The sequence below is a fragment of the Niastella yeongjuensis genome, assembly GCF_900110245.1.
Lineage (GTDB): Bacteria > Bacteroidota > Bacteroidia > Chitinophagales > Chitinophagaceae > Niastella > Niastella yeongjuensis.
This window is the reverse complement of record NZ_FOCZ01000007.1, coordinates 167,256-193,042: the sequence shown is the minus strand read 5'-3', so window position 1 is coordinate 193,042 and position 25,787 is coordinate 167,256. Positions and strand designations below refer to the sequence as shown.

Genomic DNA, 25,787 nt, shown 5'->3' with positions numbered 1-25,787 from the left:
CAATCCCTCCTGCAAAACCAGGAGGGATTGTTCCTTTATCTGATTAAAGTAGTATAGTAGAAGTTTGTTTTTAAGCTGCCAACTATATTCCCATCACCGGTCGCTTCACAGTCAACCGGAAGGTTGTGCTCGTTATAATTATATTTATAGGTGAGGGTTCCCGCCGGCGTATATCCGCCAGGGCCTCCGAATAACGGGATGAAACCGGTTTTCATTTCGGTGGGATTGTTTTCGCTGTAGCCATTATTATTTATCCCGCCTAAATTGCCCAAGGGAATAGCTGCATGAATGTTCAGGGCATGGATCGGGTTTATATTATTGTCATAAGTATAATAAGTGGCTGGTATCCCCTGTCCAAGCGGGTAACTGGTGCCGAATTGTGCCAGTACATTGTGGTTGTTTATTTGAAAGGAGTCCGTTCTCATGGCAATAGTACCCATTGCGTGTATTGCGGATATGATCATTAGCTTGTCAACGTACCAGTTGTATTGTCTTATAGTGTAACTCGTATGGGTAACATTGGGCAAAAAAGAATCAGTTGCCAGCCGGCCCTGGTTGTCGTAAAAGAAATACATTTCATTGACAAAGATGCTGTCTTTGAATTGCGTATATTTATAAGGCAACTGCTCATCGCCTTTATAAAACCATTTTGTAGTACTAACATACTTCGCCCCGGATTCGTCCTTTGCTGCATCTCCATATAAATAGTCGAACCCGGTTATCCGGTTCTGGGCATCATAATAATATTTATTAACCTCAATGCTCCCGGAGGGCAAATTGGAGGATCCGCGCACGATAATTTTCGACAACACAGTGCCATTGGATCCCTCGTCACCGGAATGTTTTTTACAGGAAAAAACCACCGATACGGATAACATAATCCCTAATATGGGGATCAGCGATTTCATAAATAAGGTTTATTGGTTGGGAGTAGTTAATTATAGTAGAATTTATATCTCGTAATACCTGCTATGTTACCTGAGGTTTCACAGTCAACCGGCAGTCCACCCGCGTTATAATTGTATTTAGAAGAAATGATCTGTGACTTTACAAATACTGCCGGCCCGGGCCCATAGATATCGAAGTAACCATTTGCCGTCTCAATAAGATTGTTTTCGTTATAACCGGCTGTAGGCAACCCGGCTATTGCGGTAAAAGTGGCAGCCGCACGAATATTCAATAAATGCAAAGGATTTATTTTATTATCATACGTGTATAGCGAGCCAAAGCTCTCACCAGTCTGCGGATTGGAGCCGGTAGCCCCGAGTTGACTTTTATCTGAAAGGGTAATGGTGTCCTGGTTTACTGACGACATACCACCAGTCGTATTACTCCATATGCTGGTGCGCACGATCATATTGTTGCCCCAGCTATATTTTTCTTCATTATGACTGTTAGCATCGACTATGCTATCACCTACCAATCTTCCCATGTCATCGTAGAAATAATACTCATCGTAGTGTATAAAGCTTTGATTGACACCACTGCTTTTGAAAGGCTTTTGTTCATTGCCATTATAAAACCATTTTATTGATTCGTAGGGCTTCGCCTGTTCTTCCCCACTGGCAGAATCTCCATTGGCATAGGTAATCTCTGATACCCGGTTCATGCCATCGTACCGGTACCCATATACGTCGATGGTATGTGAATAGCCTATTGTGTTCCACACGATAACTTTAGACAATTTAGTACTGTTAGAACCGGAATCATTGGAGTCTTTCTTGCATGCAAACAAAAGAGAAAAGGATAATATGACTCCCAGGAGTTGGATACGTTTCATAAAGATGGTTTAAAGCTTTTGGTTAAGGTGCAAGTTATAAACAGAATTAGTAAACGAAGGTTAAAATCTGTTAAAACAAAAAAGGCCCCGACAGAAACGAAAAAGGCCCCGACAGAATCGTCGGGGCCCTTTGTAGTTTATTGTAATCCTCGTCCTTTATTTCACTTCTTCAAACTCGGCGTCGGTTACGTTTTCGCCGCCACCGCCGTTGTTTCCGCCCTGTTGCTGATTGCCACCGGCTCCGGGTTGGTCGCCACCGGCTTGTGTGCCTTGTGTAGCTTTGTACAACTCTTCGCTGGCTGCAGTCCAGGCATTGTTCATTTCAGTGGAGGCCGCATCGATGGCGTCAACGTCCTGAGACTTGTGGGCTTCTTTCAATTTGTTCAGCGCATTTTCGATAGGCGCCTTTTTATCGGCCGGGATCTTGTCGCCGTATTCCTTCAGTTGTTTTTCTGTTTGGAAAATCAGGCTGTCGGCCTGGTTGATCTTGTCGATCTTTTCGCGGGCAGCCTTGTCGCTGGCTTCGTTGGCCTTTGCTTCGGCTTTCATTTTTTCGATCTCGTCTTTGCTTAAACCGCTACCGGCTTCGATCCGGATCTTTTGTTCTTTACCGGTTCCCTGGTCTTTCGCTGTTACATGCAGGATACCGTTGGCATCGATGTCGAAGATAACTTCGATCTTAGGTACACCGCGTGGAGCAGGCGGAATGTCTGTCAATTGGAAGCGGCCGAGGCTCTTGTTCTGATTAGCCAACGGACGTTCGCCTTGCAGTACATGTATTTCAACACCAGGCTGGCTATCGCTGGCGGTTGAGAATATTTCTGATTTTTTAGTAGGGATGGTGGTGTTGGCAGTGATCAACGGGGTCATTGCGTTACCCAGTGTTTCAATACCCAGGCTCAGCGGTGTAACGTCGAGCAACAGCACGTCTTTTACTTCGCCGGTCAATACCGCACCCTGAATAGCAGCACCTACGGCTACCACCTCATCGGGGTTCACGCCTTTGTTAGGTTTCTTGCCAAAGAACTTTTCTACAATTTCCTGTACTTTAGGAATACGGGTACTACCACCTACCAGGATCACTTCATCGATGGCTGAAGTAGATAAACCGGCATCTTTCAGTGCCTGTTCGCAGGGTTTCAAACAGCGTTCGAATAATTTATCGGCCAGCTGTTCAAATTTAGCCCGGCTCAGTTTTTTAACCAGGTGTTTAGGCACCCCGTCAATAGCCGTGATGTATGGCAGGTTGATCTCTGTTTCTGTTGAAGAAGACAATTCCACTTTGGCTTTTTCAGCAGCTTCTTTCAAACGCTGTAACGCCATAGGGTCTTTGCGCAGGTCAACGTTTTCGTCATTTTTGAATTCTCCGGCTAACCAGTCCATGATCACTTTATCGAAGTCGTCACCACCGAGGTGGGTATCACCATTGGTAGATTTTACTTCAAATACACCATCACCCAGTTCCAGTACGGAGATATCGAAGGTACCGCCACCAAGGTCAAATACCGCGATCTTCTGATCGTGTCTGCCTTTATCGAGACCGTAAGCCAGGGCAGCAGCCGTAGGTTCGTTCACGATACGACGTACATTTAAACCGGCAATTTCACCGGCTTCTTTGGTAGCCTGACGTTGCGCGTCGTTAAAATAAGCCGGAACCGTAATAACGGCTTCATTTACTTCCTGACCCAGGTAATCTTCAGCGGTTTTCTTCATTTTCTGAAGAATCATGGCTGAAATTTCCTGGGGTGTATATAAGCGGCCGTCTATGTCAATACGTACCGTATTATTGTCACCCTTAGCTACTTTGTAGCTCCAATGGCTGATCTCTTCTGTCACCTCGTCAAACCGGCGCCCCATGAAACGTTTAACGCTCATGATGGTGTTGTGTGGGTTAGTGATAGCCTGGCGTTTAGCCGGATCGCCTACTTTTCTTTCGCCGTTCTTTAAAAAAGCCACTACAGACGGGGTGGTACGGCGTCCCTCGTCATTGGCAATTACCACGGGTTCATTACCTTCCATTACTGCCACGCAGCTGTTTGTGGTACCGAGGTCAATTCCTATTATCTTTCCCATATATGCTGAATTTAATGTTCTCTTATGGTTATCAATGATTATGCCGTGGGCAGAGACAGTGAAAAAATGTCAGGTTGTTGGCAGAGACTGTCATTAATAGGTTGATAGTTAATACCGGGAAGGCAGTTTTAAGTTTAAAGTTGAAGGTTTTAAGTTCCGGGTTCTTGGGTTTCCAGGTTATTGGGGTCTGAAGGTCGGGTTGAAGTGTTTGTGAAGCCGGGTTGGATTGTAGTTAAACTTATGTTGACTATATAAGGTATTCGATACTTATCCCACCAGGCTCACTGCATAATTGCACTGTAATTGCACTGGGGAGTGGGATTCCAGTGGCATTCCAGTGGCATTCCAGTGGCATTATTACCGGGGATGTCGTATAGGTGGAACGAATCTGACTAGAATCAGACAGGGGAATGTCTCGTCCTAAAGCTATACAGATGAATAATAAGTCCTGAAGCAACTATACACAAGCAATTGATAATCCTGAAGAAGCTATACATGAGCTTATGGTAATCCTGAAGTTGCTGTAGAGATTAAACGCTGTTTTAAGAATCCCATTAACCCGTTCCGCCAGGGCATTTTCATAAGGGTCACCATTTTCTGTCATGCTGATGGCGATATCATTTTCCTTTAGTATTCGCACATAATCAGCAGAACAATACTGGGATCCGCGGTCGAAATGATGGATAAGCGCCGGTTTAGGATAGAGTCGATTGGCAAGAGCCATTTGCAATTTGTCTATTCACCAGACCTGCTGTTCTCCGTTCTCTATCAACCCAGTTAACCAGCCGTCCACTTTACTCTCCTATCAACTTTTTAACTTGTTAACTTAGCAACTGACCAAACCGTATTTATACTGCAACATCACGTATAACCTCTTTTTGTTATTAATTAATGTCTATATATCTTCACGCCCCATCACCCCTATACCTGCCGGTTAAACGCTGCGGAAGCCCTGTTATACCGGTATTCTTCAATTTGAACGACTAAACCGTAAGTAGAAACTCTTGGTTTTTGAAATCCGGCATTCCCTTTGGAAGTAAAGGGATTGTCACAAACAATGTCCCTTAAAAACAACTCCTTATGGTTTTTCAGTTCTGGGCCTTATTTGCCATCTTAACTGCCTGCGTTGTCGTGTGCGACCGAAAGTTCAATATGTTGCGCGACCTGAGCAAGGCCAGTCCGCGCCCCTTTAGCTGGTCGCGCGTGCAACTGGCCTGGTGGTCGGTGATCATTCTTACGGTGTTTACGTCTATTATTATGCAAACCGGCCATGCGCCCAACCTGCATTATTCCACCCTGGTATTGCTGGGCATCAGCGCCGGTACCACGGCCGTGGCCCGGGTCATTGATCTGGGCGATCAACAGAATGCCTTGATCTTCCGGCATCAGGACATCAAGACCAGTAATTTTTTCTTAGACATTCTATCCGATCAAAACGGGGTTAGTATTCAACGGTTCCAGGCCGTTATCTTCAACATGATATTCGGCATCTGGTTCATTTCATCGGTACTGGGTAACCTGGGCGATCCCAGCTTTTGCATGTCCGATTTTGCCAAGGGCGACCCCAACCTGGCCAACTGCCTGTTGCATTCGACCGACTTTATTATTCCAATTATCAGCGACAATAACCTGATCCTGCTGGGTTTAAGTTCGGCTACTTATGCGGCATTAAAGATCACAGAAAACAAAGGAACTGCTTCTGAAGCGCTTAATGAAAAAGTGGTAGATGAAGCCATGAACACACCTGCACAGGGTTAAAACGGATTTATATGAACATCATATCAGTAGCGAGTCCCAACTTCACCCAGGGAAGAAGGACTTACCGTCCCGAGGCCATTGTTATTCATATTATGGATGGTACCTTAAAGGGTACCGATAGCTGGTTCCTGAGCCCGCTGTCGCAGGTATCGAGCCACTACGGTATTGGCAAAGGCGGCGAAGTACATCAATACGTCGATGAAACCGATACCGCCTGGCATGCCGGCCGTATCCACGATCCAACCTGGCCCCTGATCAAAAAAACATCCGATGGCATGTTCATCAATCCCAACTATTATACCATTGGGGTTGAACACGAAGGCAATGAAAGCAGCGAGTGGACCGACGCCATGTATGCCACCAGCGCCGAACTGATAAGACGGCTTTGCCAGCGCTGGAGCATTCCCGCCGACCGCCTGCATATTATAGGGCATCATGAAATTTATTCTTTAAAGAACTGTCCGGGTTTGAAAGTAGATATGGATAAACTGATCGCCCTGGTAAATGGCAGCGCCCAGGTAATGAACGGACAGATCAGCAAAACCGAAAAGTTTGGCAAAGTAACCACACTCACCCGGCTGAACCTGCGGGCAGGACCCGGCAAGGTGTATAAAATAACCAACATGGTGAATGCCGGTATTCAACTGGCCTTTGATGGATTTACCATGCATGGCGAAACCGTGAATGGCAATGGTAAATGGTATTATACCGAAGAAGGCAATTGGTTTTGGAGTGGCGGGGTTAAATAGTTTTAAGTTGAAAGTTCAAAGTGTTTTCTGACCAACATCAACCATAGATTTATCAAAAACAATAAAATAGTTAATAACTTGGAGCTTCCTTGTTAATGCATTGCTTTTACATTTCCGTACTTCTACCCTAAAAAGATCAGTAATTCCCGGTTGCAATCTATCTCCTACCCTACATAAATTTATAGCAGCCGTTCTTTTAAAATATTTCCTGAAATCACTGCCATGAAACGTTTAATAACCTGCAGCGATGGCACCTGGAACAAACCAGGCAATACCGATCGCGGTCAACGTGTAGAAACAAACGTTGAAAAAATGTATCAATGCATTTGCTCGTACGATAATTCAACGGGGCAACCCATTCCCCAGCTCAAGTTTTACGATAAAGGCATTGGCACCGGCTACTCCTGGAAATCAAATTTACTGGGTGGCATCACCGGCGCCGGTATCGATAAAAACATCAAAGACATCTACACTTTCCTGGTCACCAATTACGAACCCGGTGATGAAATTTACCTGTTCGGTTTTAGCCGGGGCGCCTATACCGCCCGCAGCATTGGCGGACTGATCCGCAATTGCGGTATCCTGAAACCTGAATACCTCGGCCTCACAGATAAAGCTTATGATCTGTATCGCATGCGCGATGAATATACCGCACCCGAATCTGATATGATGGTGGGTTTTAGAAAACGATATGCCCGCGAAGACCTAACACCCATAAAATTTATTGGCGTCTGGGATACCGTGGGCAGTTTGGGTATTCCCCTGCCCTGGTATCGTTCCTGGAACATGAAAAAATATCAGTTTCACGATGTTACCCTCAGCAGTTCTGTTGAGAACGCCTTTCATGCACTGGCCATCGATGAACGAAGAAAGATGTTCTCCCCGGCGTTGTGGCAGCTCAGCGATACCGTTAAAAACGATCCCGATCACCCGCAACAAGTAGAACAACGCTGGTTTGCCGGTGTGCATAGTAATATTGGTGGTGGTTATGCCGATACCGGTCTAAGCGATCTGGCCCTGCAATGGCTGGCCACACAAGCTAACAACATTGGATTGTGTTATGATAATTCCGAATACAAATCCATCAAAGGCAATCCCTGGGGTGAATTGCGCAACTCCTATTCCCCTGCATTCTGGTTCTGGCTGCCCATTTGGCGTGCTATCACACTGAACGATGATACCCGTCAAACCATCGATGCCAGTGTACTGGAGCGTTTTCGGGAAATGTATCAGTATAGGCCGAGGAATTTGAGGAAGTATGTTAATCTGGATGAAAGTAATAAGCCTATGGTGGTTTTAAAGCAAAGGGCAGAAGGCAAAGGGCAGAAGGCAGAGATTTGAAGAAAGGGCAATGGGGCTGTAAGCAGCAAATGCAAGGCTAAAGCCCAAAGGTAAAAGCCTAAAGCAAATACATTAAAGTTTAATTCAAATAGAAAATCCCCGGATCATTATGGTCCGGGGATTTTGTTTTTAAATAGTTTGGCGTACCGCCGAATCCGCCAGCCAGCGAAGCAGGAGGGCAGTTTTCCTAGTGCCTACTGCCTACTGCCCACTGCCCATTGCCTTTCTTTCTCTGCCCTCTGCCCTCTGCCCTCTGCCCTTCTGCCCTCTGCCCTTCTGCAACTTTTCGTATATTTAATTCCAATATACCAACCATGCCAATTACTTCCGATACGTACCAACGTATAGTAACCGCCAAAGTTTATATTGACGATAACTTTCGGGAGGCTATCGATCTTGACAAAATAGCCGGACAGGCTTGTTTGTCGCGCTTTCATTTTCACCGGTTGTTCACGAAAGTGTATAAGATCACGCCGCATCAATACCTTACACAAAAAAGGATCGATAAAGCCAAAGACCTGCTTCATAAAGAAAACCTCACTATTACCGAAGTATGTAATGAGGTTGGGTTTGAAAGCATTGGCTCTTTCAGCATGCTCTTCAAAAAAGAAATTGGGTTTGCGCCTACATATTATCGCAACATGGCCTGGCTAAAACAACAACAACTAAAAGAACAACCCAAACAATTTATTCCGCATTGTTTTATTGAGGGGTATCGGTTGGAGAAGTAGACAGCTCTGCCAATACGTTTTGTAAATAGTTCAGTAAGTTATCACCGCTCCAGTCGCCATCGAATTTTTGTCCGTTGATAAAGAAGGTGGGCGTTCTGTTCACGCCACTTCTAAGGCCGCCGTAAAAATCTTTCTCCACTTTATCGGTCAGGGCCGGGTCCTGAATATCATTTCTGAAACGTTCCAGGTCGAGCCCTACTTTATGGGCAAACAAAAAAAGATGCTCTACTTCCAGGGTCTTCTGGTTCTCAAAAATAATGTCATGCATTTCCCAGAACTTGCCTTGTAAAGCTGCGGCTTCCGTAGCTACAGCAGCTGATACGGCATGGGGATGCACATTCGATAACGGAAAATTCCGGAACACAAATTTCAGGTTGTTGCCCATTTGTTTGATGATGTCTTTTACGATCGGGTATGCCCGGCCGCAATAAGGACATTCGTAGTCGCCATATTTCAATAACTCAAGCGGGGCATTTTCATTGCCCCAGATATGGTCATTACTGTTTACAGGTGTTCTTAGTTGTGTCATTGGTTTGTTGATTTAACGTTATCTAATTCTTCCAATGCATTCAGTATGCCATCGGCGCCGGGGTTAATACCTACGGGTGATAAATAACTCCAGCGAATAATACCGTCTTCATCCAGCACATACAAAGCGCGTTGACATTCACCGGTCTTGTCATTGTATACTTCGTATAAACGTGCGACTTCACCCTTTGGTTCAAAATCGGCTAACAGCGGAAAATGAAATTTGTTGTGCTCGCAGAAAGCCAGGTGGCTCCATTTGCTATCTACCGAAATACCTATTAACTGGGCATTGTGCCTGGCAAAATACTTTCCCATCTCGTTGTACAGGTTCATTTGATCATCGCATACGGGACTCCAGTTGGCCGGGTAAAATGCCAGGATCACTTTTTTGCCTCTCAGCTCACTTAATCTCAGTTGTTGGTCGAGCGTGGAATACAATTCAAAATCGGGTGCCAATGTGCCTGTTGCTATCATAGCGTTTTATTTTGTGTGTGATTATAATGGTTGATCAATTCTAAGCAGCGTGGTGATGGGTTTGGGCAGTTCACAACTATCACCCCCACCGCGTGCGCCATAGGGATCCACCAGGGTACCTCTTACCCCGGAAGAAGCCGAGATGGCATACAACACGGTATTTTCTTCCGGTTTGCAATTGCCTTCAAACCGATGCACCTCATCTATATGAAAATCTTCGGGGTCCAGTCTCAGGTCGAGATCACCGCAATAAAGACAAACAGATTCTGTAGCAAAGTCGGCATTATAGCCCCTGCCTCTGAGGTCAGACAAAGCATCGGCGAGTGTTTCATAATTTTTCATATCATTCGGTTTTTACTATTATAAAGCCAATGCAATGCCAACCGGTTAAATTACTGGCTACCAATTATATACTTGAATGTTGCCTGTATATTTTTCACTGTATTTCGTGAAAGCACGAATTGATTCACCATATAAGAGGAGGCAGAAGGCAAAGGGCAGAGAGGGAAAGGCAATGGCCCGCTTATGGCAGGCGAAGCAGGCGAAGGAAAAAGCAATAATCAATAACTTACCTCGTGCCTTGTTCGATAGCTTTGTTGAAAACAAAAAGCATATGATCACGAAATTATCACACGCCAGTTTTTTTGTAAGCGACCAGGAGAAAGCCTACGATTTTTACGTGAATAAACTGGGGTTTAAAGTTCATACCGATGCCACTATGGACAATGGTTTCCGATGGCTGACCGTTACACCGCCCGAACAACCCGAATTGGAAGTGATCCTGTTCCCTGCCACCGATGCCATGAATGGGTATGATGAAGAAGTACGCAATGCCCTGAAGTTATTGCTCGACAAAGGCGTAATGGGCGCCGGCGTTTTATATACACCCGATTGTTACGCAACCTATGAAGAGTTAAAAGCTAAAGGTGTTCAATTCAAGGGGGAACCTAAAGAACAGTTTTATGGTATTGAAGCTATTGTTACCGATGGATGCGGGAATTGGTTTAGTATGACGCAGCCGAAGTAAGGGCAGAAGGCAGAGGGCAGAGGGCAGAGAGGGAAAGGCAGAGGGCAGAGGGCAGTAGGAAAACAGCCCTCCTGCTTCGCTGGCTGGCGGATTCGGCGGTACGCCAAACTATTTTTTTAAACGAAAATCCCCTGATCATAATGATCCGGGGATTTTCTATTTTATTGTATTTTGTATTAAATCTCTGCTTCGCCCGCCGTAGCTTTAGCGTAGGAGGGCCTTCTGCCCTTTACATTCTGTCCTTCACCTGCGGCCTTCCATTCTTGGCTTTTCTTCTTCCAATACTTCCGCTTCCATTACCGCTTCGGCTTCCAGCATAGTTTCTTCTTCGGTCGTTTCTGTCTTGAATGTGAAATGCTTTTGGGTAACAAAACTGAATGCTACTACAATGAAAGTGGTCAGTATTTTAGCTACTGTGGGAAATAAATGACATTGTTCAACAAAGAGCTTTATAAAGATATAGTTCAGCCCTATGCAGATACATACCAGCATAAAATAACGGATCAGCTGGATACGGCCCCTTAAGGTTGAACCGGGAAATACAATGGTACGGCTCATATAAAAACCCAGCGGAAAAGTTATTGAGAAGGAAACCATAAATGCCGCGGTATACGGCTGTAGGGAAATGATCGGCGTATGAACCAATTGTTCCCTGAACAAAAAATGATAACTTATATAAAACAGGGAGATATCGAGCAATGTATTTCCACCACCACAGGCTGCATACCGAAAGGTTTGTAATGGCATGATCCGGCGAAAAAAAGGATATAAAGCGTTTATGACTGCATTGATCAGGTTCTTCACAAATGGTATTTTGTATACTTAACAAAGGTAATTGAATATCAATAATTACCGGTCAGGAACTGGGCGAACGTGTATATTTTCTCCCATCCGGCACCGGAACGCACTCTTTGACGTCATTATTTTGCCAAAACAGCGGTTTCTTGAAGAAAAGCAGAGGGCAGAAGGCAAAGGGCAGAGAATGGGAAGAATTGATCCGGGTCAAGAAAATTTAACATTGTTTTAAAGTATCCTAAAAACGAGCATATTTGATGAAGTTTAACCCCTGAACTTTATAAAGAGCCGTCCGCCGAAGGCGGATGGCTCTTTGAATTTTTATCGCAAAAGATGCTTCTCAGGTGAATTTCCTCTGTGTCCTTTGCCTTCTGCCCGCCCTTTGCCCTCATTATCTTAAATTTGCACCATCAACAAATTAAACGAATGGCAATAGTTTCCGTTATTCAGCAGGCAGTTAGCGAACAGCTCAGTAAGTTGTACCAGGTAGAGGTAAACCCGTCTTCTATTACCGTCAGTGAAACCAAACCCGAATTTGAGGGCGATTATACCGTGGTGCTGTTCGTCCTGTTAAAAACCCTGAAAAAGAAGCCGGAGGAATTGGGCAATGAACTGGGACAGGCCCTGCTGGCGAATAACGCCAACCTTTTCAGCGCTTTTAATGTGATCAAAGGTTTTTTAAACCTCGCTGTCAACGACAGCTTCTGGCTGAATTTCCTGAAAGAAAACTATAACGAACCCGCCTACGGCCGCCTGCCGCGCAACGGCAAACGGGTAATGGTTGAATATTCTTCCCCCAATACCAATAAACCCCTTCACCTGGGGCACTTAAGAAATAATTTCCTCGGCTGGAGCGTTGCCGAGATCTATAAAGCCAATGGCTATGAGGTTATAAAAACCTGCATTGCCAACGACCGCGGCATCCACATCTGCAAAAGCATGATCGCCTGGCAACTATTCGGCAATGGCGCCACCCCCGACAGTACCGGCATAAAAGGCGACCACCTGGTAGGCGATTATTATGTTCAGTTCGGGACCGAACTGAAGAAACAAATGGTGCCCATCAAGGAAAAGAAACTGGCGGAATTATTAGCCGCCGGAAAAACGCAGGAACAGGCGGAAAAAATAATGGAAGACACCAAACAGGAAATGGAAAAAGAAGCCCCCATTATGCAAGCCGCCCAGCAAATGCTGGTTGACTGGGAAGCCGGCAAACCCGATGTAGTTGAACTGTGGCGCACCATGAACAGCTGGGTATACAAAGGCTTCGATGAAACCTACAAACGCATTGGCAGCGACTTCAACAAAGTATATTACGAAAGCGAAACCTACCTGCTGGGGAAAGGCCTGGTTGAAGAAGGTTTGCAGAAACAGGTGTTTTTTAGAAAAGACGACGGCAGCGTGTGGGTTGATTTGACCAAAGACGGCCTCGACGAAAAAATAGTGCAACGGCGCGATGGTACCGCTGTTTACATAACCCAGGACATTGGCCTGGCTGAAGTAAAACAAAACGAATTCCATTCCGACCAAAGCGTGTATGTGGTAGGTGACGAACAAAACTATCACTTCAAGGTATTAAAACTCATTTGCCAAAAGCTGGGCGTCGCCGGCGCCGATGGTATCTTCCATTTAAGCTATGGCATGGTAGAATTGCCTACCGGCAGAATGAAAACGCGTGAAGGTACTGTGGTGGATGCTGATGATATGCTGGATGAAATGATAAAGGAGGCCGAGCGTAAAAGAACCGAAAGAGAACAGGAACAGAAAGAAAAAGGCCAGCATAAAACGGAGGACATGACCGAAGAGGAATTAAAAAAGCTGGATGAAATGGTTGGAACCGGTGGCTTGAAATTCTTCCTGGTTCGCGTTGACCCCCAAAAGCGGATGATCTTTAACCCGGAAGAATCGATAGACCTGCACGGGTTTACCGCCACCTTTGTGCAATATGCTTTTGCCCGTACCCAATCGGTATTCAGAAAAGAATTACATACCGGTTCCGACATTGGCACGGACCTGTTGCCGCTTGAAAAAGAATTGATCCTGTCACTGGAAAGATATCCTGAAGTTATTAAACAGGCTGGTGAAGAAATGAACCCGAGTGCCATTGCCAGTTATGTATTCAATGTGGCCCAGTTGTACAACAGTTTTTTCGCCAAACATAAAATACTAACCGCCGAAACGCCCGCTAAAAAAGAATTGCGTCTACAGATCAACCAGCTGGTAGCCAATGTGCTTAAATCCGGCATGGCGCTGTTGGGGATACAGGTACCTGAGAGAATGTAAATGAAGGGCAGAAGGCAGAGGGCAGAAGGCAGAGATAAATACACCGCTGCGCGGCAAAATAAAAAATCCCCGGATCATTATGATCAGGGGATTTTTGTTTTAAATAGTTCGGTGTACCGTCGAGTCCGCCAGCCAGCGGAGTAAGGGGCTGTTTTCCTATTGCCCACTGCCTACTGCCCATTGCCTTTCTCTCTCTGCCCTTTGCCTTCTGCCCTCTGCCCTCTGCCTTCTGCCCTTTCCTAAATTCCTCCCGGCATTTTCTGTTCCTGCTTCAAATTCTTCAGGGAAGGGTCCATCTCGATGGCTTTGTCGCACAGCTGTTGTCCTTTTTCTTTCTCGCCTTTCTTTTGGTAGCTCAGTCCGATCATATATAAAGAGTTCGCGTTCTTTTTATCGAGCTCCAGAATTTTATCCCAGTAGCTGATGGCGTCGTCATACTTGCCAATGTTGTAATAGGCATCGGCAATATTGTATAACAATTCCTGGTCCTGCGGTTTTTTCACCAGCACTTCCTGTAACATGGATAATCCTTTGTTATAGTCCTTCACATTCAGGTAGGCATTGGCGAGGTTCTCTATAAAATCATTGCTGCGGGGATAACCTTTGGCGGAAGCGCGTTCAAACCAGTAAATGGCTTTTTTATCATCAGGTACTGCGTAGTAAACCAAACCGGCTTCATACATCCAATTCGCTTTACTGCTGTCGAGTGCGATGGCCTGTTCAAAACAACCGGCTGCTTTTTTATAGTTGCTCATATCCACCAGGCAACGGCCGGCGATATAGGGGACTTCTGCATTTTTGGGATCGTCTTTATAGGCCAGTTCACAATACTTCACACATTCGCCATAATTCTCCAGCCCGTAATAGCTTTTCACCATAATGAAATTGGCGCTGTTACCGATCTTCAACTCCTGCATTTTTTTGGCGTAGGTGATGGCGTCATTCCACTGGCGGGTATTCAACGACAGGGTAGCCAGCTGCAGTACCGCATCGGGATTTTTGTTGTCGGCCTGGTAGGCGCCGGTAAACTTTTCCCGGGCTTCCACATAACGCCGCTGCTCTATCAACGATTCACCCCAGGCCAACAATACGCTGGCGTTTTTGGGTGAAAACTGGGCAGCTTTGGCGAAGCTCTTTTCAGCTTCCCTGAACCGGCGGGCGTCCTTTTCGGTGGTCCCTTTTTTAAAATAAAAATCTGTGCTGTCTGTCTGGGCAAAAAGACCGTTGGAAATTAATCCCAACATTAAAATAGTACTTAGGGTTTTCATAGATAGTGCTTTTCTATTTCACAAAAATCAATTACTTCAATACTATAGCTCCCAACGGCGGCAGGTGCACATTTATTTCATACATATTATCATTTTTATCTAAACTACGGGTGGAGATCTCCGGATTGAACACATTTCCGGTTCCCCAATATCGTTTGTCGTCGGAATTAAAGACCTCGCGCCATTGGGATTTTCCGTGCGTATATACTTTCCAGTCGTGCCGTACCACCGGGGTAAGGTTTAAAATTATCAGGAGGTCATTCTCAGGGTTTTTCCCTTTGCGCCGGTAGGCTACTACACATTCGGCGGTATGGTTCAGGTCAACCCATTCAAAGCCATAAATATTAAACTGATTTTCATACATCGCGGGTTCATTCCGCAATAATAAGTTCAAGTCACGCACACAATCCTTTAACATACGGTGTGAGTCAAACTTCAACAGGTCCCATTGCAGCTCGCTTTTGTAATTCCATTCATTGGTATCGCCGAATTCGTTGCCCATGAATAAGAGTTTTCCCCCGGGATGCGTAAACATATACGTATACAACGTGCGCAGGTTGGCGAATTTCTGCCATTCATCGCCGGGCATTTTAAAGATCATCGGACTTTTACCATGCACCACCTCATCATGACTCAAAGGCAATAGAAAGTTTTCGTCGTAATAATACATCATACTGAACGAAAACTTGTTCTGGTAGTGGCGGCGGTAAATGGGATCCATTTTAAAATAATCCAATGTGTCGTGCATCCACCCCATCATCCATTTCATACCAAAGCCCAGGCCGCCCTGAAACGTGGGGCGTGATACGCCCGGCCAGTCGGTAGCTTCTTCTGCAATGGATTGTATATCGTGAAAATCGCGGTACATGGTTTCATTCAGGTCCTTGATAAAGGTGATGGCTTCTATATTGCCATCGCCGCCATATTCGTTAGGTTCCCACTGGCCGTGGGTACGCGAATAATTCAATTTCAGCATGGAGCTGACTGCATCTACGCGGATGCCGTCGATGTGGAATTTATCGAACCAGAAACGGGCGCTGCTGATGAGGAAGGATTTTACTTCTCCCCTTTTATAATTGAACACATAACTGTTCCAGTCGGGATGAAAGCCTTTGCGCATATCGGCATATTCGTAGGTGTTGGCCCCGTCGAACATAAACAGGCCATGCGCATCGTACGGAAAATGCGAAGGCACCCAGTCGAGTATAACGCCGATGCCTGCTTCATGAAAAGCATTTACCAGCTCCATAAAACTTTGCGGGTCGCCAAAACGTGAAGTGGGTGCAAAATAACCGGTTCCCTGGTAGCCCCAGCTGCCATCGAAGGGATGTTCCATTACCGGCATAAACTCCACATGGGTAAAACCCATTTCTTTTACGTAGGGAACCATTAGATCCCTTATCTGATCGTAGGTATTGTAAGATTCTTCGTCGTGTTTATCGGGGCGCATCCAGCTGGCCAGGTGTACTTCATAAATGCTGCAGGGCGCTTCCAGCGAATTGTGATGGCCGCGGGTATCCATCCACCCGGCATCCTTCCAGGTATAATCGAGGTTCCAGGTAATGGATGCCGTGTTGGGGCGTTTCTCCCAAAAGTTGGCATAGGGGTCGCCTTTGTCGGTTTTGACGCCCTTGAAACCATCGATATGATATTTATATACTTCCCCTTTAGGCAGGTTGGGAATAAACCCTTCCCAGATGCCCGATTTATCGAGCCGTACAAACAGTGGGTGGCTGGTGGGATTCCAATCGTTGAAATTGCCGATCACTGAAACGGCCGTGGCATTGGGCGCCCATACGGCGAAATAATAGCCCTTCTTTCCCAATACTTCAATTTCGTGTGAGCCAAACAGATCGTACAACCGGTAATGGGTCCCGTGCTGAAAATTGCGGATGTCATCTTCCGTGAAAAAAGAATAGTTCCATACTGCTCTTGTGCTATCTACAAAATGAACCTCTTCATATTTTTTTACTTCCATAAGCCTGTTCTGTTTGTTTTGATCCGTTACTTGTCTTGTATATTATGACCAGATAAATATGAAACTCCTTTAACGATAAATTAAGACACTGTTTAGTTAAATCCCGATTACATTCCAGACATTCGCTCCGTTCTTTCTACCAGAAGGCGTATCGGACGACAAACTAATTAAACACGTTAACCAACAACGATGGCTTAGTGCCTACGTCCCTTACTTCCCATGAAGCAAACAACCATTCTGCTCGCCTTTTTATTTATTATTTCCGTACCTGTTTTCGCCCAGCAAGCCGTTCTTAAAGGTACAGTAATTGACACTTCGGAAAAAAGAAACCTTGCAAATACTGTCATTGCATTATTGAGGCCAGCCGATTCGGTGTTGATTTCCTATACGCGCAGTAATACTTCCGGGCAATTCCAGCTGCAAAAGTTACCTCCGGGTAAATTTATTGTTATGGTTACGCGACCAGCCTATGCCGATTATTACGACGGAGTTGAATTAGCAGCCGGCGCCACCGTTGATGTAGGTAAGATTTCCATGACCTTAAAGACCCAGCTGCTGGCAGAAGTGGTAGTGCAGCACAAACTGGGCGCCATTCGCATCAAGGGCGATACCACCGAATACGTGGCCGACAGCTTTAAGGTGAACCCCGGGGCCACGGTAGAAGATCTGTTGAAAATATTACCCGGTATTCAGGTAGACAAAGACGGTAAAATAACCGCCCAGGGTGAAACCGTACAAAAAGTACTGGTTGACGGCGAAGAATTTTTTAGCGACGACCCTACCATTGCCACCCGCGGGTTAACCGCCGATGCTGTTGACAAAGTGCAAACGTTCGATAAGAAAAGCGATCAGGCCACCTTTACAGGCATCGATGACGGACAAAAAACCAAAACCATCAACCTGCAGTTAAAAGAAGAAAGAAAGGCTATTTTGGCAAAGTAGAATTGGGCAGCGATGGCAATAAATACTGGAATAATAACGTGATGTTAAACGCCTTTAAAGGCAAGCGGAAGTTTGCAGCCTATGGTATTATGTCGAACACCGGTAAAACGGGGTTAAACTGGAACGAAGGCATGAACTATGGGGCCAACAACAGCGTGGAAGTAGGTGTTGATGACAATGGCAATGTTACCAACAGCTGGAACAATAACTGGGATAATGAATTCGGCGGCAGCTCGTATTGGGGCGAAGGATTGCCTAAAGGCTGGAATGGCGGCCTGCATTACTCCAACAAATGGAACGGCGACAAAATACACCTCAACAGCAATTACCTGTATAATAAACTGAATACCGAAGCCGAGGGCAACACCTTTAGCCAAAATATCCTGAACGACACGGTTACCTACACCAATGAACATGGCAATAGTTTCACCAGCAAATACCGCCACCGCCTGGATGGATTGTATGAGGCGCAGCTCGACTCGCTTGCGTCCATAAAGATCACCGTGCAGGGTTCGCAGGGAAAAAGTTACAGCGAGAGCAACTATCACCAGGAATCCATCAATTCGGAAAACGACACTTTAAGTATTATTGACCGGAAATCAGCTGTTGATGCCGATAACAAAAACTTCAACTCTTCCATTCTCTGGCGGCAAAAATTTAGAAAAGTGGGCAGAACGTTGTCTGTTTCGGCCCGACAAAACTATACCGACCAGGCTTCGCATGGGTTGTTTTATTCCGATAACAATTATTTCAAAAACAGGCTGCCCGATAGTTCCAACATCCTTGACCAGCAAAAGCTGAATGAAAGCACTATCTCCGCCATCAATGCCAAAGCATCCTATACCGAACCGATCAATAAAAGATCGCTGCTTGAATTCAATTACAGCATCGATAACAACCACCGGCAATCCCGTATTACCACGCTGGAAAAGATAGATCCAACGGGAAAAGACTATTCAAACCGAATCGATTCACTGAGCAATGATTATAGCTTTAACGTGTTCACGCAGTCGGGCGGTATCAATTACCGATATGCCAAACCCAAGAAGATCAACTTCTCATTTGGGATGAACATTTCTAATGCCGCCTACACCCGCCAGGACCTGCAAAACGATTCAACTATCAAATACAGCTTTACCAATTATTATCCCCAGGCCAATCTGAACTGGACCATGGGTACCAATGGCAACTTCCGGTTCAGTTATAACGGCAGTACACAGGCGCCTTCCATTGACCAGATCCAACCTATTAAGGATATCACCAACCAGCTGAACATCCGCCTGGGTAATCCCGATCTGAAACAGGCTTTCCGCCACCGGTTGAATGCCTCTTATGAGAGTTATAAATTCCTGTCGGACCGCAGCATTTATGCCGAAATAAATTATTCCGCCACACAGAATGACTTCAGCAGCAGTAACTGGCTGGACCCTAACACCGGTCGTAAAACCTCTCAACCCATCAACGTGAATGGCAACTACCGGTTAAGCAGCTATATGTGGTATAGAAAAAAGGTAACCAAATGGGGTTTACGGGCAGGTGGTAATGCCAGTGTAAACCTGAACCACAATACCAATTTTACCAATGGCCAGGAAAACAGGAACGACGTGTATACGTACAGCCTGGGTCCCGGCTTGGGTTTGTATAAAGAAAAGAAATACAGTTTCTGGCTAATGACCAACTTCGACTTCAATGAATCCCAAACCTCGTTACAAGCGGACCATATTACCCGTTACCTTACCCAACGACATGAATTCGATATATGGATGTCGCTGCCCTGGAAACTGGAAGTAAATGGTGATGTCACTTTCAACATCCGACAAAAGACAAGCGTGTTTGAAAACAATAACAACAACACCATTGTGAATGCCAGTATAGACCGGAAAATTCTCAAGAACGATATAGCCCGGCTGCGTTTTTCTGTTAGGGACCTGCTAAACCAAAATATCGGGTTTAACCGGAACATCAACAGCAACTTTATTTCAGAAAGAACCTACAATAACATCAAACGAAACTTTATGGTATCGTTTATATACAACTTTAGTAAAAACGGTAAGCCAATGGGCTGGTAAAACCAGTTGAAAGTTTAAAGTTTAAAAACACAACAACCCGACAACAATGAAGCTACTTTTTTATATAATAACAACCATATTACTCTCCCCTGCTTTGTTTGGTCAACAACAATTTATAACCGAGGGGAAAATTGAGTATGAGCGTAAAACGAATCAGCATGCGTTTATGGATGAGAACAGTGCTTATGATGAAAAGGCGAAAGCGGCACTGCCTAAGTTTGTGACCTTTTATTATGACCTTACGTTTAAGGGTGATCGTACGTTGTTCAATACAGGGCGGGAGCCGGAAACAAAACAGCCCAAGAACTGGGGCATTTTTGATTCGGAGAATACGATTCTTTCCAGGTTAGACAGCAACATAGCGGTAACACAACGCGTGGTTTTTGGAAGCGCCTATTTGATAACAGATTCCATCCGGCATATTGACTGGCGTATTACGCCGGAGATCAGAAAGATTGCCGGGTTTGATTGCCGCAAGGCCGTTGGCCGCGTGCTCGATTCCATTATTGTGATCGCTTTTTATACCGATGAAATAATCACCACCGGCGGCCCGGAATCCTTTGCCGGTTTACCGGGGATGATCATGGGGCTGGCCATTCCCCGCCTTCACACCACCTGGTACGCCACCAAACTGAAACTGATCGATGTAACGGATGCAGACTTGCAAGCTCCTAAGAAGGGAAAGAAAATGACCGGTACTGCTTACCAGCTGCAGGTAAAAGAAAACATGAAGGACTGGGGTTCAGAAGCCGGCAAAATTCTATATGAGTTTTTATTGTGAGGCTACTATTACGAAGTTTTTCAAAGGGTACAGGTTTACTGGCTGCCAGGTTCGGCGGAGGTCTGGCATAACGCGTGTTTCCTGGCAGTTTTGACCAAATAGCCGGGAGCAGTGACCAGTTGCCTAAAACAAACCGGTGATTTTACAGTTAAATGTAACTGTCCATCAACCGGACGTTACCTTTATGGGTGAAAATGCCGCCACGATGTTACCATTCATGGTAATCGATGATGAGCCATTTGCTGTTCTCCCTGAGCACAGGAAACCTTGATTGGCAGGTTTCTATGAGCATCCCTACCTAACATATGATTCACCGTTAAACGGCTTGACGGTAGCGCAAGGCGAGTAATTTTGTAGTACTGCCTTGTTGCTTATGGAAAGAAAATTGCTTCATATATTAAGATCATTACTGGGTATGAATAAAGATGAACCCCAGCCTGAGGCCGACAGCGCCAATGTTGACCTGATCAGGTCCAGACTGAATAATTTTATGCTGCAGCAACAACCCTTTTTAAAACCGCATTATAAGCTAAAGGACCTGGCTGAAGATTTGCAAATGCCTCTGCACCAGTTGTCGGCATTTTTGAACAAACGCCTGGGCATGCATTTTACCGATTACCTGAACCAGTTCCGCATCAAATATTGTGAAGACCTGATCAAAAACGAAAAACCGGGCAAGATCAACATGAAAGACCTGGTGGCCAAGTGCGGTTTTCACAACCGGAACACCTTTACTACCGCCTTTAAGAAATTCACCGGCAAAACACCTTCCGATTACGTGCGTAACAGGCTGTATATGTGATTTGGACAATTTTTGCAAATCTTGTCCACTAAGCCTCCCTGTTATTTGTTTTCCCCTTGCACGGCCGGTAACTTTGATAATGGTATTCAATGCGAATTTTTAGGTTACGTTGGTTACGCAGACAGTTTTATTTATTGGGTTTTTAATAGGAGAAGGCAAGTTTCCGGTTTATTTTTCTGCATGCGATGGGTAAAACGCAGCAGGCTCACAAAAAGACCGGTGCAACAAGGTTTCATCGGTCTTTCTTTCAACAGCCCCTTTATCTAAGATTCAAATCGGTAGGCAATGTTAAAGTATCTGCTCTTTTTATTACTATGGCCGTTTGAATCACTGCAGGCGCAAAACCTGCAGGTAAGCGCCAATGCTGGCTATTTTACCGGAGCCAGTCTGAAAGCTACCAGGGGGCGATTTATTTTCGGAGATGGTCCCTGCTACACGGGTGCCATTGCATTATCAATGCAACCGGATAAGCTGAGAGATGTATGTTTTGAATTGCAATATGGATATGTATCTACCAGCATGCGTTTTCAACGATATGATTCAGAAATAAAAATGCCGCTGGGCTCTGTAAAGATGCATACGATACTGGCAGGGGCCGGAAAAGAATTTGGCAAACGTACTGTGCACGTTTTTGGAAAAGCTTTTTTGGGCGCCGCTTATTTTGACCCCGATTCAATTCCCCATGGAAACCGGATAACATTTTCGTTTTCGTTTGCAGGCGGTATGAGAATAAGCATCACACACGCCATGGGTATTTGCCTGCAGGCCCAGGTTCTTTTACCTCTGATGTACAACAGGGTATATGTAGGCTGGGAACCGGATAATGGCCTGCAAACAATGGTAACACCCCTCGGGATTTTGTATTCAGGTTATTTAACAGGAGGCATTTACTACAAGATCATTCAAAAATATTAGATCATGCAGTTATACAAGTATAGACACTTAAGACAATCAAGCCACTTTTTAAACGATTCTATTCAGGAGTAAGGTTAAAATCAGCAGGTGTATTTCTATACGCCACTGAAAAGTAGAGTTCAGGATTTTTTATACCTACGTCAGTTTTTTCATATGGTAGCAGAATCCCGTTTCCACGGGATTCTTTTTTTATGCCTGTATGTGAAGGCCGGCAAATAATACAAATAAAAAATACCGTCGCTGTTTTAATCCCTTGGGATGTGAACAGTTTCGGTATTTTTCCCGTCATCTCAGCGATGCGGTTCGGTCACTCCTAGATTCAACGTCTCCTTGCCAGGGATCTCTTCAGTTATTTTTTATCGGTCACGATCCTGTTATCGATAATACAGTTGATCCTTCGTGAATTGCCCCAATTGATCATGGTAATATCTGCGCGGGTGAAATCAATATTCCGGAGCTTCGACTGGTTGAACCGGGTGTTGGCCATTTTTGTACCCCGGAAGGACGTGCCAAACCGGCCGGTTATGTACAGGGCGATGCCATGCAACAGATAAAATCCCTGTACATTGCTCAGGGCCCGTTTGGTGATAAAGGCACATAAAAGGGCCAGCACGAGTGTGCCGATGCCACCACCAATGGTTTTACCAAATATTTCACCCGATATGGCTACCAAAAAGAACAAAACATTCGATAAAACACCGGCCATCGCCTGGGCAATAGTACCTGTTATAAACATGACCACTAACAGCAGCAAAGACAATCCCAGATAAAACATGCCTTTACCTGTGCTGAGCCCGGTCCAGTAAATGATGAGCCCGGCCAGAAAGGCAAAGATTATGATAGGGACAATTACCGTGCGAATGGCATGGCCACCACCCACCCACCAGGAGCACACGATAAACAGGATGGTAATGATGATGGCCAGTATGCCGGCGGTGCGTTCATGTTCATGTTTTGAAGATAACAGCGTCTGCACAGATCTTCCACCCAACATGGCCAGATAGCCGGAGAGCAACGAAATGGCCATCGCTACCAGGAACATCCAAACCAGCCTCACCGGAGTAACACCGGTTTTAATGCCTGTAAAATCAACCCCGTTCAAATTAGCCCCGGTAAAATTGGCGCCCCGGAGATCACTGTTTGAAAAATTGGAAAACCTGAGGTCCTGATCAACAAAGGAAGCATTCTGCAAATTCTGGTTACTGTAATCCTTCACTGGTTATTGTTTTAAGGTCAATTCATTTTCACGAAACCAGGCTGTCAGGTCACCCATTTTAATCATGCGCTATTTGTCTACGGTGTCCCAGAGCTTATCGAGGTCGGGGTTAAGTATAATATCGGTGCGCCGGTTCTTTGATTTACCTTCTGCCGTTGTGTTTTCGGCAACCGGGTTGTACATACCCTTACCAGCGGCAGTCAACCGCATGGGATCCATTTTTCCTTCATCCTTTAATACTCTTACTACTCCATTGGCTCTTTCTGTGCTGAGTGTCCAGTTATCCATGCCATTCTTGAACTTTACATCATCGGTATTGCCCAGTACAATTACTTTCAGGTTGGGATAGCCATTCAGCACTCCTGCCAGGTGGTTCAGTGCATCTTTGCCTTCCGGGCCCAGCTTGGCGCTGCCACTTTTATACAGCAGTTTGTCTTCCATGCTTACATGAACCAGTCCCTTGTCGAAATATACTTCTACTCCTTTGCTCTTAAAATCTGCCAATGCATCATCTACTTTGGTTTGCACCTGGTGCATCACATCGGCTTGTTCTTTTAACACTGCGTTTGTCTTGGACAGCCGTTCCTGAAAGTGTTTGTTATCGGCTTTAACCTGAGTGAGTTCATCCATACATCCTTTTTGACTTGCCGTACAATTACCCAGCTCAGTATTAACTGAGCTTACCTGGCTTTTTAATTTCATGTTCTGTTCGGTGAGTTCCGCATTCTGTCCCTGCGCAACCTCCAGCTTTTTAGCAGTGCCGCAGCGTGTCATAAACAATCCAGCCACTATGAATGGCGCCATCAATGCAATCTTTGTCATACGATATTATTTTATGCTTGAATAAATTGTACTCATTCTCCACAGTCATTTAACTTTTACCAGTTCTCCTTCTCCGTCATAGATCACTTTCTTTTTTTCTTTTCCGTTACTGGCTACAAATTCATAGTACTCCTTACTGCTGTTGTAATTGGTGTTTTTGTAATAGGTTTTTGAGCTTAATTTATACCCGGGATATTTATCTTTCAGGTGTGTTAAGGATTCTTTTATTTTGTCAGGGATATTTTGTACGGTTTCCTGGTATTTCGACATTACCAGGGTACCATCTGGTTTGTACAAGCCGTAATATTGAAAATCGGCTCTTTTGAATTTGAGTGCATAATAATCGAGGTCGGCCTCGCCTTCGATATTATCCTCTACATTGATCGCCCACCCTCTCGCCGCAGCGTCTTTAGGGACCTTGAAATATGCCACCGATTTGGCATCAGGGAATCTGGCTTCCAGGGAGTCGATGATCTGTTTGGGTGTAAGTTCTTTGGAGATCTTGTTTGTGCCGGTTATTACTATGTCATCCTGGGCAATTGAAAACTGGTACATCAGCACCAGGAAGAGGACTAGCGCATTTTTCTTCATATTGTTTGGTTTTTAATGTTAATGCCTGAATAGTTGCTGGCCTGGTTGGTGATCACCTGGCAAATGCCATCCTGTACCTCAAAAAGGTTGGAGTCGGTAATGGTGCAATCAAAAACCCTTGACCATATTTGCCGGTAATAGTGGCAGTCGATGATCTGGATGTTTACCCGGCTTTTGTTTTGCTGGTACTGGGCACCTACACTGATGATGTGGTTGAACCGCAGCGCCGAACTCAGTTCCTTCAGGTCGCTGTAGCTGTCGGCCATGCTTTTTACTACCTGGTAACTGATTACGGAGATTTGTTTTACCTGCGACAAAGCAGAGCTGATCTGCAAACACAGGTCATCGAGGAAGGTGCGGGTGGCTTCGTTCGCAGAATGATAGTTAAAAGGAAGAATGGCAAAAGTCAGTGGTTCGGTTTCAGCATGCGATCTGTTAACCTCGTAGGATTTATTCAGCAGGCTTTCCTCGAGCCACTGTTGACGGTCCATAAAAACGGGCACATACTTTCCTTTCGGGATGCCAATGATTATTTCATCGTCAGCGCCGGGAGCGTTATAATAATGATACAATGCCCGCCTCAGCCTGCCTGCATGGATGCGTACAATACAATTCTTTTGTGGATTGAAGTTGACAGGCTTCTGTAATACTTTCAACGCTATGGTATATTCTTTCAGGCAATTGGCATTACCGGTAAGCGTTTCCTGTACTACGAACGTCAGGAATCTTTTCAGGATCTCTGAACTGCTGAAATCAGGATGCAGGAAGATCCGTTCCAGTTGTTGTTCAACAGCCCGGCCATCCAGCCAGGCAGGCATCGTGTTTGGAACCGGGAAGATCATGGTTTGGTTAATTTTAGTGAAT

24 protein-coding genes and 1 pseudogene are annotated in these 25,787 nt (G+C 45.2%); 11 read left to right on the top strand and 14 right to left on the bottom strand.

Translation table 11 applies throughout. From position 1 onward, the window contains the following. Window positions 1-35: 35 nt before the first annotated feature. The 4 genes and pseudogenes from BMX95_RS19815 to BMX95_RS35510 form a co-directional block, all read right to left on the bottom strand. Window positions 36-908, bottom strand: a complete 873-nt coding sequence (locus tag BMX95_RS19815) for a hypothetical protein (protein WP_081203930.1) — start codon at window positions 906-908, stop codon at window positions 36-38. A gap of 26 nt (window positions 909-934) precedes the next feature. Continuing rightward, window positions 935-1,780 (bottom strand): hypothetical protein, encoded by an 846-nt coding sequence (locus BMX95_RS19810; RefSeq protein WP_081203931.1) that lies wholly within the window; start codon window positions 1,778-1,780, stop codon window positions 935-937. Between the two features lie 156 nt (window positions 1,781-1,936). Beyond that, complete coding sequence (gene dnaK / locus BMX95_RS19805) at window positions 1,937-3,853, bottom strand: molecular chaperone DnaK (RefSeq protein WP_081203932.1); 1,917 nt, start codon at window positions 3,851-3,853, stop codon at window positions 1,937-1,939. 514 nt (window positions 3,854-4,367) lie between these two features. Continuing rightward, window positions 4,368-4,583: pseudogene (locus BMX95_RS35510) on the bottom strand (IS3-like element ISElsp1 family transposase); the annotation flags it as partial. Window positions 4,584-4,933: 350 nt separating this feature from the next. On the opposite strand from BMX95_RS35510, the gene BMX95_RS19795 reads away from it, so the two are divergent. The 4 genes from BMX95_RS19795 (at window position 4,934) to BMX95_RS19780 (ending at window position 8,432) form a co-directional block, all read left to right on the top strand. Then, window positions 4,934-5,611 carry a hypothetical protein gene (locus BMX95_RS19795; RefSeq protein ID WP_081203934.1) on the top strand — a complete coding sequence of 226 codons (678 nt, stop codon included), beginning with the start codon at window positions 4,934-4,936 and terminating at the stop codon, window positions 5,609-5,611. Window positions 5,612-5,622: 11 nt separating this feature from the next. Continuing rightward, complete coding sequence (locus tag BMX95_RS19790; protein ID WP_081203935.1) at window positions 5,623-6,360, top strand: N-acetylmuramoyl-L-alanine amidase; 738 nt, start codon at window positions 5,623-5,625, stop codon at window positions 6,358-6,360. Between the two features lie 222 nt (window positions 6,361-6,582). Next, window positions 6,583-7,701: a DUF2235 domain-containing protein gene (locus BMX95_RS19785; protein WP_081203936.1), complete on the top strand. Its 1,119-nt coding sequence runs from the start codon at window positions 6,583-6,585 to the stop codon at window positions 7,699-7,701. Window positions 7,702-8,015: 314 nt separating this feature from the next. After that, window positions 8,016-8,432: a helix-turn-helix transcriptional regulator gene (locus tag BMX95_RS19780; protein ID WP_081203937.1), complete on the top strand. Its 417-nt coding sequence runs from the start codon at window positions 8,016-8,018 to the stop codon at window positions 8,430-8,432. Here the strand turns inward: BMX95_RS19780 and BMX95_RS19775 are convergent. The 3 genes from BMX95_RS19775 to BMX95_RS19765 are packed head-to-tail and all read right to left on the bottom strand — an operon-like array spanning window position 8,404 to window position 9,776. Beyond that, window positions 8,404-8,961, bottom strand: coding sequence for a DsbA family protein (locus BMX95_RS19775; RefSeq protein ID WP_081203938.1), 558 nt, complete (start codon window positions 8,959-8,961; stop codon window positions 8,404-8,406). The two genes, BMX95_RS19780 and BMX95_RS19775, sit on opposite strands and share 29 nt — an antisense overlap. Beyond that, on the bottom strand, window positions 8,958-9,434 hold the full coding sequence (locus BMX95_RS19770; protein WP_081203939.1) for a redoxin domain-containing protein: 477 nt from the start codon (window positions 9,432-9,434) through the stop codon (window positions 8,958-8,960). Before BMX95_RS19770 ends, BMX95_RS19775 begins: the two co-directional genes overlap by 4 nt. A 21-nt stretch (window positions 9,435-9,455) precedes the next feature. Beyond that, window positions 9,456-9,776, bottom strand: a complete 321-nt coding sequence (locus BMX95_RS19765) for a phosphoribosylpyrophosphate synthetase (RefSeq protein WP_207631718.1) — start codon at window positions 9,774-9,776, stop codon at window positions 9,456-9,458. A 271-nt stretch (window positions 9,777-10,047) separates the two neighbouring features. On the opposite strand from BMX95_RS19765, the gene BMX95_RS19760 reads away from it, so the two are divergent. Next, window positions 10,048-10,461 (top strand): VOC family protein, encoded by a 414-nt coding sequence (locus tag BMX95_RS19760; RefSeq protein WP_081204135.1) that lies wholly within the window; start codon window positions 10,048-10,050, stop codon window positions 10,459-10,461. A 243-nt stretch (window positions 10,462-10,704) separates the two neighbouring features. On the opposite strand, the gene BMX95_RS19755 is transcribed toward BMX95_RS19760, so the two are convergent. Beyond that, window positions 10,705-11,265: a GtrA family protein gene (locus BMX95_RS19755; protein ID WP_081203940.1), complete on the bottom strand. Its 561-nt coding sequence runs from the start codon at window positions 11,263-11,265 to the stop codon at window positions 10,705-10,707. A gap of 417 nt (window positions 11,266-11,682) precedes the next feature. On the opposite strand from BMX95_RS19755, the gene argS reads away from it, so the two are divergent. Beyond that, complete coding sequence (gene argS, locus BMX95_RS19750) at window positions 11,683-13,539, top strand: arginine--tRNA ligase (RefSeq protein ID WP_081203941.1); 1,857 nt, start codon at window positions 11,683-11,685, stop codon at window positions 13,537-13,539. Between the two features lie 239 nt (window positions 13,540-13,778). On the opposite strand, the gene BMX95_RS19745 is transcribed toward argS, so the two are convergent. Next, entirely contained in the window at window positions 13,779-14,807 is a 1,029-nt protein-coding gene (locus BMX95_RS19745) for a tetratricopeptide repeat protein (RefSeq protein WP_081203942.1), read from the bottom strand. A 31-nt stretch (window positions 14,808-14,838) separates the two neighbouring features. Next, complete coding sequence (gene glgB / locus BMX95_RS19740) at window positions 14,839-16,785, bottom strand: 1,4-alpha-glucan branching protein GlgB (protein WP_081203943.1); 1,947 nt, start codon at window positions 16,783-16,785, stop codon at window positions 14,839-14,841. A gap of 219 nt (window positions 16,786-17,004) precedes the next feature. Here glgB and BMX95_RS19735 point away from each other — a divergent pair, with 219 nt between their 5' ends. The 5 genes from BMX95_RS19735 to BMX95_RS19715 all read left to right on the top strand — a co-directional run bounded on the left by BMX95_RS19735 (window position 17,005) and on the right by BMX95_RS19715 (window position 22,294). Next, a complete protein-coding gene (locus tag BMX95_RS19735; RefSeq protein ID WP_081203944.1) occupies window positions 17,005-17,727 on the top strand; it encodes a carboxypeptidase-like regulatory domain-containing protein in 723 nt (240 codons plus the stop codon). A 41-nt stretch (window positions 17,728-17,768) separates the two neighbouring features. After that, window positions 17,769-19,796: an outer membrane beta-barrel protein gene (locus BMX95_RS19730; RefSeq protein WP_133054063.1), complete on the top strand. Its 2,028-nt coding sequence runs from the start codon at window positions 17,769-17,771 to the stop codon at window positions 19,794-19,796. Window positions 19,797-19,842: 46 nt separating this feature from the next. After that, window positions 19,843-20,577, top strand: a complete 735-nt coding sequence (locus tag BMX95_RS19725; protein ID WP_081203946.1) for a GLPGLI family protein — start codon at window positions 19,843-19,845, stop codon at window positions 20,575-20,577. 415 nt (window positions 20,578-20,992) lie between these two features. Further along, window positions 20,993-21,379 carry a helix-turn-helix domain-containing protein gene (locus BMX95_RS19720; RefSeq protein WP_242673244.1) on the top strand — a complete coding sequence of 129 codons (387 nt, stop codon included), beginning with the start codon at window positions 20,993-20,995 and terminating at the stop codon, window positions 21,377-21,379. A 285-nt stretch (window positions 21,380-21,664) separates the two neighbouring features. Further along, on the top strand, window positions 21,665-22,294 hold the full coding sequence (locus BMX95_RS19715; protein WP_081203948.1) for a hypothetical protein: 630 nt from the start codon (window positions 21,665-21,667) through the stop codon (window positions 22,292-22,294). Between the two features lie 349 nt (window positions 22,295-22,643). Here the strand turns inward: BMX95_RS19715 and BMX95_RS19705 are convergent, their stop codons facing one another. The 4 genes from BMX95_RS19705 to BMX95_RS19690 all read right to left on the bottom strand — a co-directional run bounded on the left by BMX95_RS19705 (window position 22,644) and on the right by BMX95_RS19690 (window position 25,765). Then, window positions 22,644-23,510, bottom strand: coding sequence for a pentapeptide repeat-containing protein (locus tag BMX95_RS19705; protein ID WP_081203950.1), 867 nt, complete (start codon window positions 23,508-23,510; stop codon window positions 22,644-22,646). A 69-nt stretch (window positions 23,511-23,579) separates the two neighbouring features. After that, window positions 23,580-24,332 (bottom strand): OmpA/MotB family protein, encoded by a 753-nt coding sequence (locus BMX95_RS19700; RefSeq protein WP_081203951.1) that lies wholly within the window; start codon window positions 24,330-24,332, stop codon window positions 23,580-23,582. A 45-nt stretch (window positions 24,333-24,377) separates the two neighbouring features. After that, window positions 24,378-24,923: a hypothetical protein gene (locus tag BMX95_RS19695; protein ID WP_081203952.1), complete on the bottom strand. Its 546-nt coding sequence runs from the start codon at window positions 24,921-24,923 to the stop codon at window positions 24,378-24,380. Further along, window positions 24,920-25,765, bottom strand: a complete 846-nt coding sequence (locus tag BMX95_RS19690; RefSeq protein WP_081203953.1) for a hypothetical protein — start codon at window positions 25,763-25,765, stop codon at window positions 24,920-24,922. The genes BMX95_RS19695 and BMX95_RS19690 overlap by 4 nt, the downstream gene beginning before the upstream one ends. Between the last annotated feature and the right edge of the window lie 22 nt (window positions 25,766-25,787).